Consider the following 10727-nt stretch of genomic DNA (forward strand, 5'->3'; position numbering starts at 1 on the left):
GGGAATTGGCGCACTGTTCACCCTGCGCGCACGAAGAACGCGCCGTCTAAGGCACTTTCCCGATCCCTACGCCCCCGCCTTAGACCCACGATGGCGTGCCATGACGACGACCCGCACCACCACCTGGACACTCCCCCGCATCCTGCGCGACCGCAACTCCGCCCTCTACCTCTCCGGAATCGTGGTCTCCGGCTTCGGCACCTCGGCGTTGTGGCTGGCATCCGGCGTATGGGTCAAGGACCTCACCGGATCCGACGGTCTGGCCGCGCTGTGCATGCTCGCCATGTGGGCGCCCACCCTGGCCGGCCCCCTCCTCGGCACGCTCGCCGACCGCACGCGCCGCAAACCGCTGCTGATCGGCGCGAACCTCCTCCTGGCCGCCCTGCTGCTCACCCTCTTCACCGTCGACTCCCCGGCCCGCCTCTGGCTCCTCTTCGCGGTCCTGTTCGTCTACGGCGCCGCAGGCGTGGTGCACGACGCCGCCGAGTCCGCCCTCGTCGCCGGCGCGGTCCCCGCGTCCCTGCTCGGCGACTTCAACGGGCTGCGCATGACGGCCACCGAGGGCATGAAGCTTCTCGCCCCGCTGGCCGGCGCCGGCCTCTACGCGGCGTACGGCGGCGCGAGCGTCGCCCTGCTCGACGCCGTGACGTTCGTGGTCGCGACCGGCCTGTACGCCTGCCTCCGTGTCCGCGAGAGCACGCCCGAGCCGCCGGCCGGCAGTTGGCGGGCACGGACCGCCGAGGGGGCCCGCCACCTCTGGACGCACCCCCGGCTGCGGCCTCTCGTCCTGGCCGGCGGCACCACCATGCTCTTCGCCGGTCTCAACGGCGCGATGACCTACGCCGTGATCGACGGCCTCGGGCACGACCCCGCGTACGCCGGTGTGCTGTACGCCGTCCAGGGCGCTGGCTCGGTGGCGATCGGGCTGCTCTCCGGCCCCGCGCTGCGCCGCCTCGGCGAACGCCGTTTCGCCGCGTACGGCATCGCCCTGACGGCCGCCGCCACGAGCCTGCGGGCAATCCCGTCCGACCCGGTGGCCCTGGTCTGCAGCGCGGCGATCGGCGCGGGGCTGCCGTGCGTGCTGATCGCCGCGCTCACCGCCGTACAGCGCGAGACACCGGACGCGCTGCTCGGCCGTACCGCCGCCACGGCCAACACACTCGTCTTCGCGCCGAATGTCATCGGGCTGGCGGTGGGGGCGGCGCTGGTCGAACTGCTCGACGTGCGGCTGCTGTTGGCCGTCCTGGGCCTGGCCTGGCTGGTGACCGCGATGCCGCTGCTTCAGAGCGCGGCGAGCGCCTCCCGTACCGCCACCAAGTCGCCGTCCGACGCCAACCCCGCGTGATAGAGCCGGATTTCCGTGGCCCCCAGCTCACGCGCGCGTGCCGCGTCCGACGCCAGCGTGCCCGGGCTGCCGCCCATCCCGGAGACCACACCGAAGTTGGCGGCGACGACCGTGCCCTCGCGGCCCTGCTCGGCGAAGGGCGTCAGCAGGCCGGGGCCGCCCGCGCAGGGCACGACCACACCGTCCGCGACGGAGAGGACGTGCTCGGGGTCGACGCCCGGGTTGGCGCCGACGTGGTACGTCACGGGGTCGGCGTGCAGCAGGATCTGGAAGCCGTCGGGGGCGGCCGCGCGGACCGCCCGGACCGCCGTCTCCTGGAGCGTACGGGCGGTTTCGTCGCGCCACGCGCGCGTGGCCGCCGCGTTCGACTCGCCGAGCAGCTTCTCGACCCCGGCCCAGCCCTCGTCGGCGACGGTGCCCTGCCACAGCGGTTCCAGGGCGGCACGTACGGCGGCGGCCAGCTCGTCGGCGTCCAGGCCCTGGTCGCCGTAGCCCTCCTTGCAGGTCGGGCAGAAGCAGAGCGCCATCAGGTACATGCCGGCGTCGCCGAGCGGGACCCCGCCGGTCTTGTCGTGCGCGTGCAGGTGCTGCAGCCCGTACCAGCCGAGGGACTCCAGTTCGGTGCCGTGCGCACCGGGCCGTACGGCGGCCTCGGCGGCGAGATCGACGAGGTACGCGCGCGTGGCGGGCTGTGCGATGCAGGGGGCCCAGGGGTAGCGGTCGCCGTAGGCGTTGACGACCGAGGTGTCGGGGTGCTCGGCGCCCAGGCGGGAGTTGTGCGCCAGGACCACCCAGGTGTGCACCTCCAGACCGGCGTCCGCGAGCGCGGCGGCCGCCTCTCCGTAGGCGTCGCCGGGCGCCCAGTCCCCGGCCGGGTAGGGGCGCAGCTCCCGGCCCTGCCACCGGTCGTCGGTCGGATACAGCACGGATGCGTGCTCGGCGGTGACGATGCGGTGGCGCGGGTGGCGGGGGGTGAGAGCGCGGGTGGAGTGGTAGGCGGCGGCGAGCGTCACCTGCCGTACGCCGAGGGCGGCGATTCTCCCGGGTGCCTCCGGGTCTCCGTTGACGTCCCAGGGGTAGACGAATGTCGACGCCTTCACTTGGTGTCCTCCGGCTCCTTCTCCAGCAGCGCGTATCCGCGCTCGATCACCTCGGCGAGCTGCTTGACATGATCCTCGCTCGGCTCGTGCAGCGGAGGCCGGACCTCCCCTACGGCCGGCCCGCGCAGCCGTACGCCGGCCTTGACGAGGGCGACGGCGTATCCGCGGCCCTGGGCGCGCAGTTCGACGAACGGGCGGTAGAAGCCGTCCAGGAGGCGGTTCACCGTGGTGTCGTCGCCCGCCTCCAGCGCCCGGTAGAAGGCGAGGGCGATCTCGGGGGCGAAGCAGAACACGGCGGAGGAGTAGAGCGGGACGCCGATGGCGCGGTAGGCGAGCTGGGTCTGTTCGGCGGTCGGCAGGCCGTTGAAGTAGAGGAAGTCACCGGGGGCCTCGGTGCGTACGGCGCTGACGATGCGCTGCATGAGGTCCAGGTCGCCGAGGCCGTCCTTGAGCCCGATGACGCCGTCCGTGCGGGCCAGTTCGACGACGGTTTCCGGGGTGAACACGGCGTTGTCGCGCTGGTAGACGATGACGGGGAGCGCGGTCGCCGCGGCGATCTCCTTGTAGTGCCGCAGCAGCCCCTCCTGCCCGGCGACGACGAGATACGGCGGCATGGCGAGCAGCCCGTCGGCACCGGCCGCCTCGGCGAGCCTCGCGTACCGCACGGCGAGGGCGGTGCCGTACCCGGCGCCCGCGACGACCGGCACGCGTCCCGCCGCCGCCTCGACGGCCGCCCGCACGCACGCCTCGAACTCCTCGGGCGTGAGCGCGTGGAACTCCCCGGTGCCGCAGCATGCGAACACGGCGGCGGCCCCGGCCTCGACGCCTCGGCGCACATGGGTGCGGTACGTGTCGAGGTCGACCGAGCCCTCGGGCCCGTACGCCGTGACCGGGAAGAACAGGGGCCCGCTGGGGATGCCGAGGCGAGCGGCGAGGGGGGCAGGCGTCACGGGCTCTCCCTAGAACGAGACGGTAAGTGCAGGATTCTGATCAGAGTTTACGGTTATGAACACAGGCTGCACCACCCTTGACGACGAGGGGTGATGATCCTTAACTAGTCCATGAATGTGAATACCGTGCACGCATGCGGCCGCTGATTGAAGGAGAACCGAGGATGCCAGCCCCCCGCACCGTTCTGCTCACCGGCGCCGCCGGCGGCCTCGGCACCCTGATGCGGGACCTGCTCCCGGCGTACGGCTACGAGCTGCGGCTGCTCGATCTGCGCCCCGTCGAGGGCGAGCCGGACGCGATCGTCGCCGACCTCGCCGACAAGGACGCGGTGCGCGAGGCCGTGCGGGGCGTCGACGCGATCATCCATCTCGCGGGCATCTCCCTGGAAGCCCCGTTCGAGAAGATCCTCAGGGCGAACATCGAGGGCACCTACCACCTGTACGAGGCTGCCCGCGAGGAAGGCGTGGAGCGCATCGTCTTCGCCTCCTCCAACCACGCCGTCGGCTTCACGCCCCGCCCCCAGGGCGACGACCCCCTCATCCCGATCGACGCCGCGCACCGCCCGGACACGTTCTACGGCCTGTCCAAGTCCTTCGGCGAGGACCTCGCCCAGTTCTACTGGGACAAGCACGGCCTGGAGACGGTGTCCGTCCGCATCGGCTCCTGCTTCCCCGAGCCGACCAGCGTCCGCATGCTCTCGCTGTGGATGAGCCCGGCCGACGGCGCCCGCCTCTTCCACGCGGCCCTGACCGCCGAGAACGTCGAGCACACCGTCGTCTACGGCTCCTCCGCGAACACGCGCCTGTGGTGGGACCTCACCACCGCCCGCGCCCTCGGCTACGAGCCGCAGGACGACTCCGAGCCATACGCCGAGAAGCTCATCGCCGAGCAGGGCGACCTCGAACCGGACAACATCGCGCACGCCTACCTGGGCGGCCACTTCGTCAGCGACCCGCCCATCTGGCCGTACTGACGTCACCGACTCCGTCGCTCGGCGGAAAACGATCGTTCGCGGCGGCGGGCGGGCACCGAACGGGCCTGCCCGCCGCCGCATTCGGGCACGCCTCCTGCCCGAACCCACGCCGGACCCCGGCTACCGCGCAGGTCCGCAGCGGGCACACGCCGAGTCGAACGGTCATAAACGGGCAGTATCGAGCCCGCAACAGGCCTGGTCAGCCCCGCGTACCCCCGGTAGAACTTGCTGCACGGCCCTCACCGGGCCCGAACGGGCAGGCAAGGACTCGGGCAAGCAAGGACGTAAGGCAGGTGTCGGCGATGACGGCGAACACTGCGAAAACCGCCGAAGAGCGCCAACGTGAGATCGTGCGGGTCGCCCGGGCCACCGGCGCGGTCGACGTCTCCGCGCTCGCCACCGAGCTGGGCGTGGCCAAGGAGACCGTACGGCGGGATCTGCGCGTGCTGGAGGACCACGGGCTGCTCCGCCGCACCCATGGCGGCGCCTACCCCGTGGAGAGCGCCGCCTTCGAGACGACGCTCGCCTTCCGCGCCACCAGCCATGTCCCCGAGAAGCGCCGGATCGCGGCCGCCGCGGCCGAGCTGCTCGGGGACGCCGAGACGGTCTTCGTCGACGAGGGCTTCACCCCGCAGCTCATCGCCGAGGCGCTGCCCCGGGACCGGCCGCTGACCGTGGTCACCGCGTCCCTGCCGGTGGCCGGCGCGCTGGCCGAGGCCGAGAACGTCTCGGTGCTGCTGCTCGGCGGCCGGGTGCGCTCCGGCACCCTTGCGACCGTCGACCACTGGACCACGAAGATGCTGGCCGGTTTCGTCATCGACCTGGCGTACATCGGGGCCAACGGCATCTCCCGCGAACACGGTCTGACCACCCCCGACCCCGCGGTGAGCGAGGTCAAGGCGCAGGCCATCCGGGCCTCGCGCCGCACCGTCTTCGCGGGCGCGCACAACAAGTTCGGAGCGGTCAGCTTCTGCCGGTTCGCCGATGTCGGCGCGCTGGAGGCGATCGTCACGAGCACGCTGCTTCCGACGGCCGAGGCCCACCGCTACTCACTGCTGGGACCACAGGTCATCCGCGTCTGAAAATCCAACGCACTCCCCTATAGGGCACGTTCACGCCTACCGACACCCCTTATCTCCCCACACGTCCCCATTTACCTCCGCCTTTTACCTCCCCCTCCCCCCTCACATCCCCCCTTCACGTCCAGGAGCGATCCATGCGAACCCAGAGCCGACGGCGGCCACCGCGAGCCACGCTCGCCATGGCCGCCGCAGGGACGCTGCTCGCCCCGCTGCTCTCCGGCTGCTGGGTCGGAGCGGGCGGAGCAGGCTCCGGGGGCAACGCCATCAATGTCCTGATGGTCAACAACCCCCAGATGACAGAGCTGCAAAAGCTCGCACCCCACTTCACCGAAGAGACCGGCATCAAGGTCAACTTCACCGTCCTGCCCGAGAACGACGTCCGCGACAAGATCAGCCAGGACTTCGCCAACCAGGCCGGCCAGTACGACGTGGCCACCCTCTCCAACTACGAGATACCGATCTACGCCCGCAACGGCTGGCTGCAGGAGATGAACTCGTACGTCGCCAAGGACCCGGGGTACGACGAGCAGGACGTCCTCAAGCCGATGCGCCAGTCCCTCACCGGCGACGACGGCAAGCTCTACGGCCAGCCCTTCTACGGCGAGTCGTCCTTCCTGATGTACCGCAAGGACGTGTTCGAGGAGAAGGGGCTCACCATGCCCGCGCACCCCACCTGGCAGCAGGTGGCCGACCTCGCCGCGAAGGCGGACGGCGCGCAGCCCGGCATGAAGGGCATCTGTCTGCGCGGCCTGCCGGGCTGGGGCGAGGTGATGGCCCCGCTCACCACCGTCGTGAACACCTTCGGCGGCACCTGGTTCGACAAGAACTGGAAGGCACAGCTCGACTCCCCCGAGTGGGAGAAGGCGACGAAGTTCTATGTCGACCTGGTCCGTGAGCACGGTGAGTCGGGAGCGGCCCAGTCCGGCTTCGCCGAGTGCCTGAACAACATGACGCAGGGCAAGGTCGCCATGTGGTACGACGCCACCTCCGCGGCCGGTTCCCTGGAGTCGGCCAACTCCCCCGTCAAGGGCAAGGTCGGCTACGCACCGGCGCCCGTCGAGAAGACGGAGTCCTCCGGCTGGCTCTACACCTGGGCCTGGGGCATCCAACAGGCGTCCCGCAACCCCGACAACGCCTGGAAGTTCGTCTCCTGGGCGTCCAGCAAGCAGTACGAGCAGCTGGTCGGCGACGAGATCGGCTGGTCCAACGTCCCGGCCGGCAAGCGCGCCTCCACCTACGCCGACCCGGCGTACCGCAAGGAGGCGGCCGCCTTCCAGGAGATGACCAAGGAGGCCATCGAGGGCGCCCGCCCGAACGACCCCGGCGTACAGCCGCGCCCCGCGCCCGGCATCCAGTTCGTCGGCATCCCCGAGTTCACCGACCTCGGCACCAAGGTCTCCCAGGAGATCAGCGCGGCCATCGCCGGACGCCAGTCCGTCGACTCGGCCCTCAAGAAGTCCCAGCAGCTCGCCGAGAAGATCTCCGAGGAGTACGAGGGGCGATGACAGCGACGACTACGGCCCCCGTGGCCACGACACCCATGCATACGACGCGTCAACCCTCCGCCCGGCTGCGCGCCTGGGCGACCCGGGCCCCCTTGCTGCCCGCCCTGGTCTTCATGATCGTGGTGACCCAGCTGCCCTTCGTGGCCACGCTGGTGATCTCGTTCTTCGACTGGAACGCCCTCTACCCCGACGCCCGCCACTTCACCGGCATCGACAACTACCGGGAAGTCCTCACCGACGCCGATCTGCGGCACTCGGTGTGGACGACCGTGCTGCTGACGGTCGCGGTGGTGCTGGCCAGCCTGGTCCTGGGCCTGGTCCTGGCACTGCTCCTGGACCGGAAGTTCAAGGGCCGCTCAGTGGTCCGCACCCTGCTGATCGCCCCGTTCCTGGTGGTGCCGGTAGCAGCGGCCCTCCTCTGGAAACATGTGCTCTACAACCCCGAATACGGCCTGTTCAATGGGTTGTTGCACTATGTGGGCGGCCCACAGCCCGACTGGATCTCCAACACCCCGCTGCTCGCGGTCGAGGCCTCCCTCGTCTGGCAGTGGACGCCGTTCATGATGCTGATCCTGCTGGCCGGCCTGCAGAGCCGCGACAACGAGCAGATCGAGGCGGCGAGGGTCGACGGCGCGAGCGACTGGCAGATCTTCCGCCACCTGACGCTCCCGCACCTGCGCCGCTACCTCGAACTCGGCGCCCTGCTGGGCTCGATCTACATCGTCCAGAACTTCGACGCGGTCTTCACGATCACATCCGGCGGCCTGGGCACCGCCAACCTCCCCTACACCGTCTACCAGAGCTTCTACCAGGCCCATGAGAACGGCCTCGCCTCGGCCGCGGGCGTCCTGGTGGTCATCGGCTCGATCATCATCGCGACCTTCGCGCTGCGCGTGGTGTCGTCCCTGTTCCGCGAGGAGGTGTCGCGCGCATGAGTGCAGTGGCCGTACGACTTCGCAGCCGCCGCAAGGGAGTTGGCCTGGGCCTGGTGGCCTGGCTGCTCGGGATCGTCTTCTTCCTGCCGATCGCGTGGATGGCTTTGACGTCCTTCCACTCCGAGGAGGACGCGGCGACCAATCCGCCGTCCTTCGCCGCGTCACTGACGCTGGACGGCTACCGCGAGTTCTTCGGGGCGGGCGGCGGGGCCAGCCCCTGGCCGGCGCTGATCAACTCGACGGTGGCGTCGGTGGCGTCGACACTCTTCGTCCTGGTCCTCGCCCTCCCGGCGGCGTACGCCCTGTCGATCCGCCCGGTGAAGAAGTGGACTGACGTCCTGTTCTTCTTCCTGTCCACGAAGATGCTGCCGGCCGTGGCGGGCCTGTTGCCGCTCTACCTGTTCGCGAAGAACACGGACATGCTCGACAACATCTGGCTGCTGGTCATCCTCTACACCTCCATGAATCTGCCGATCGCGGTGTGGATGATGCAGTCCTTCCTGGCCGAGATCCCGGTGGCGATCATCGAGGCGGCAAGGGTGGACGGCGCGAAGCTGCCGACGATCCTCACGCGCGTGGTGGCCCCCATCGCGTTGCCCGGCATCGCCGCGACAGCCCTGATCTGCTTCATCTTCAGCTGGAACGAACTGCTCTTCGCCCGCGTACTGACCGGCGTGGTGGCGGAGACCGCCCCCGTCTTCCTGACCGGCTTCATCACCAGCCAGGGCCTGTTCCTGGCGAAGGTGTGCGCCGCGTCGCTCGTCATCTCCCTGCCGGTGCTCGCCGCGGGGTTCGCCGCCCAGGACAAGCTGGTCCAGGGCCTGTCGTTGGGAGCCGTGAAATGAAGGCCGCCGTCATCGAGTCCGTGGGCAAGGCAATCGTCGCCGAGGTCCCCGACCCGACGCCCGGCCCGCGCGAGGTCGTGGTCGAGGTCGCGGCCTGCGGCCTGTGCGGCACGGACCTGCACATCCTCCAGGGCGAGTTCGCCCCGAAGCTGCCGATCGTGCCCGGGCACGAGTTCGCGGGCGAGGTGGTCGGGGTCGGCACCCAGGTCACGGAGCTCGCGGTCGGCGACCGGGTGGCGGTCGACCCCTCGTTGTACTGCTACGAGTGCCGGTACTGCCGTACCGGCCACAACAACCTCTGCGAACGCTGGGCGGCGATCGGCGTGACGACAGCGGGCGGCGCGGCGCAGTACGCGGTGGCCCCGGTGGCCAACTGCGTACGGCTCCCCGAACACGTCCGCACCCAGGACGCGGCACTGGTCGAGCCGTTGTCCTGCGCGGTACGCGGCTACGACGTCCTCCGCTCCCGCCTCGGCGCCCACGTCCTGATCTACGGCTCGGGAACGATGGGCCTGATGATGCTGGAGCTCGCCAAGCGGACGGGCGCGGCGAGCGTCGACGTGGTCGACGTGAATCCGGCCCGTCTGGAGACGGCGCGCAGGCTGGGCGTCTCGGCCTCCGCGGCGAACCCGGACGAGCTGGACCGCCCCCAGGGCTGGGACCTGGTCGTCGACGCCACGGGCAACGCGGCGGCGATCCAGGACGGTCTGGACCGGGTGGCCAAGGCGGGCACGTTCCTGCAGTTCGGGGTGGCGGACTACGCGACGCGCGTGACGATCGACCCGTACCGCATCTACAACCAGGAGATCACCATCACCGGTTCGATGGCGGTCCTGCACAGCTTCGAACGAGCGGCGGAACTGTTCGCGGGCGGTGTCCTCGACCCCGAGATCTTCATCAGCGACCGGATCCCGCTGGAGCGGTACCCGGAGGCACTGGGGCAGTTCGCGTCGGGGGTCGGCAGGAAGATCGTGGTGGTCCCGTAGGCCTTCTTCGCCCCCGCCGCCCCTACCCGCCCCATCCTTGAAGGGGTCCACCTCTTCAAGGCCTCCCCCGGTTCAACCACGCTGGAGACGCTGGTTGAACCGGGGCTCCGGGATCAGCTCAGGGCCGCGCCCACCTCGTAGATGGTGGGCCGATCCTCGGGAGTATGGCTGAGCATCGCGTCGATCAACTTGCCCAGCTCGCCAGGCGCCTTCACCGGCCGCCGCCGACCGTTCGCCACGGCCTCCCGCTGCACAGGAAGCTGAGCATCGTCCGGATACTCGACCGCCCGCCAGCCCGTGGCTGAGATCAGCAAGGAAGCGCCGAGAGCATAGACATCGGCTTCCTGCGTCGGCTCGGCCTCTCCCGTGTCGAGCACGCTGCGGGAGATCTCCGGCGCCTCGTAGTGGACGAGGCAGCCGCGGAACGGGAAGTCGTACCCCTCGGGCACGCGTCCGCCTCGGGCAAGGGCGAGGTCGATGAGGTACGTCCGCTCCGGACCGACGATGAAGTGGGCTGGCTGCACATCGCCGTGTGCCCAACCCTGGGAGGGGTCCATCCATCGGCGAAGTCGGTCCCGCCAGGTCGGCTTGTCGGGCCACTCTCGTACCCAGTACACATGGTCAGCGCGGCGCGCCACAGCGCGGATTGCCGCTTCCTTGTCCGCCACGCTTTCCCCTCCCCGGACTCTGGAGCTGCCCTCGGCCATGGTCGGGTGCGCGCGAGGCTGCTGTACAGCACAGCGTGTAACTGCACTGCGGCGCCCTCAACTTGGGAAGCTGCGAGCATGTGAGGACGGTTCGGGCTTTGACCTGCGCGAACGATCGGATCTTGGCTCCGTCGGACCGGGCTGCTTTCACCGTGGTTCCCCGCTGTTCCCCGCTCGATCTGGTGCGCTTGTGGTGCAGAGACGAGCAGGGCTTCAGTGAAGGCTCACGAGCACTGGGCCACTTCCGCCAGGCGGTGTTGCGCCCCGGTACGGCCTTGGGCTCGGGCGGCGGGGGGGG

Annotated in this window: 9 protein-coding genes and 1 pseudogene; 7 read left to right on the top strand and 3 right to left on the bottom strand. The window is 70.1% G+C overall.

The window, feature by feature from the left end; all coding sequences use genetic code 11:
- Window positions 1-100 precede the first annotated feature (100 nt).
- Window positions 101-1345: an MFS transporter gene (locus EHO50_RS39595; RefSeq protein ID WP_128436690.1), complete on the top strand. Its 1245-nt coding sequence runs from the start codon at window positions 101-103 to the stop codon at window positions 1343-1345.
- On the opposite strand, the gene EHO50_RS39600 is transcribed toward EHO50_RS39595, so the two are convergent.
- Both EHO50_RS39600 and EHO50_RS39605 read right to left on the bottom strand, forming a co-directional pair.
- Window positions 1282-2445 carry a hypothetical protein gene (locus EHO50_RS39600; RefSeq protein WP_128436691.1) on the bottom strand — a complete coding sequence of 388 codons (1164 nt, stop codon included), beginning with the start codon at window positions 2443-2445 and terminating at the stop codon, window positions 1282-1284. The two genes, EHO50_RS39595 and EHO50_RS39600, sit on opposite strands and share 64 nt — an antisense overlap.
- A complete protein-coding gene (locus tag EHO50_RS39605) occupies window positions 2442-3395 on the bottom strand; it encodes a 5-dehydro-4-deoxyglucarate dehydratase (protein ID WP_128436692.1) in 954 nt (317 codons plus the stop codon). The genes EHO50_RS39600 and EHO50_RS39605 overlap by 4 nt, the downstream gene beginning before the upstream one ends.
- A gap of 164 nt (window positions 3396-3559) precedes the next feature.
- On the opposite strand from EHO50_RS39605, the gene EHO50_RS39610 reads away from it, so the two are divergent.
- From EHO50_RS39610 to EHO50_RS39635, 6 genes are all read left to right on the top strand, one after another.
- Window positions 3560-4369 carry an NAD-dependent epimerase/dehydratase family protein gene (locus EHO50_RS39610; RefSeq protein WP_128436693.1) on the top strand — a complete coding sequence of 270 codons (810 nt, stop codon included), beginning with the start codon at window positions 3560-3562 and terminating at the stop codon, window positions 4367-4369.
- A gap of 302 nt (window positions 4370-4671) precedes the next feature.
- Window positions 4672-5451: a DeoR/GlpR family DNA-binding transcription regulator gene (locus EHO50_RS39615; protein WP_128436694.1), complete on the top strand. Its 780-nt coding sequence runs from the start codon at window positions 4672-4674 to the stop codon at window positions 5449-5451.
- Between the two features lie 134 nt (window positions 5452-5585).
- Window positions 5586-6956, top strand: coding sequence for an ABC transporter substrate-binding protein (locus EHO50_RS39620; protein ID WP_128436695.1), 1371 nt, complete (start codon window positions 5586-5588; stop codon window positions 6954-6956).
- On the top strand, window positions 6953-7891 hold the full coding sequence (locus tag EHO50_RS39625) for a carbohydrate ABC transporter permease (protein WP_128436696.1): 939 nt from the start codon (window positions 6953-6955) through the stop codon (window positions 7889-7891). Before EHO50_RS39620 ends, EHO50_RS39625 begins: the two co-directional genes overlap by 4 nt.
- Window positions 7888-8736, top strand: a complete 849-nt coding sequence (locus EHO50_RS39630; protein WP_128436697.1) for a carbohydrate ABC transporter permease — start codon at window positions 7888-7890, stop codon at window positions 8734-8736. Before EHO50_RS39625 ends, EHO50_RS39630 begins: the two co-directional genes overlap by 4 nt.
- Window positions 8733-9722: a zinc-dependent alcohol dehydrogenase family protein gene (locus EHO50_RS39635; protein WP_128436698.1), complete on the top strand. Its 990-nt coding sequence runs from the start codon at window positions 8733-8735 to the stop codon at window positions 9720-9722. The genes EHO50_RS39630 and EHO50_RS39635 overlap by 4 nt, the downstream gene beginning before the upstream one ends.
- A 113-nt stretch (window positions 9723-9835) precedes the next feature.
- Here EHO50_RS39635 and EHO50_RS39640 read toward each other — a convergent pair.
- Window positions 9836-10270, bottom strand: a pseudogene (locus tag EHO50_RS39640) (protein kinase family protein); the annotation flags it as partial.
- Between the last annotated feature and the right edge of the window lie 457 nt (window positions 10271-10727).

Origin of the sequence: Streptomyces cyaneus (assembly GCF_004028635.1) — a bacterium.
GTDB classification, from domain to species: domain Bacteria; phylum Actinomycetota; class Actinomycetes; order Streptomycetales; family Streptomycetaceae; genus Streptomyces; species Streptomyces cyaneus.

Excerpts from the sequence above, each read along its gene's own strand:
- EHO50_RS39595 (WP_128436690.1), top strand. The coding sequence starts at position 101 with ATGACGACGACCCGCACCACCACCTGGACACTCCCCCGCATCCTGCGC.
- EHO50_RS39610 (WP_128436693.1), top strand. The coding sequence starts at position 3,560 with ATGCCAGCCCCCCGCACCGTTCTGCTCACCGGCGCCGCCGGCGGCCTC.
- EHO50_RS39615 (WP_128436694.1), top strand. The coding sequence starts at position 4,672 with ATGACGGCGAACACTGCGAAAACCGCCGAAGAGCGCCAACGTGAGATC.
- EHO50_RS39620 (WP_128436695.1), top strand. The coding sequence starts at position 5,586 with ATGCGAACCCAGAGCCGACGGCGGCCACCGCGAGCCACGCTCGCCATG.
- EHO50_RS39625 (WP_128436696.1), top strand. The coding sequence starts at position 6,953 with ATGACAGCGACGACTACGGCCCCCGTGGCCACGACACCCATGCATACG.
- EHO50_RS39630 (WP_128436697.1), top strand. The coding sequence starts at position 7,888 with ATGAGTGCAGTGGCCGTACGACTTCGCAGCCGCCGCAAGGGAGTTGGC.
- EHO50_RS39635 (WP_128436698.1), top strand. The coding sequence starts at position 8,733 with ATGAAGGCCGCCGTCATCGAGTCCGTGGGCAAGGCAATCGTCGCCGAG.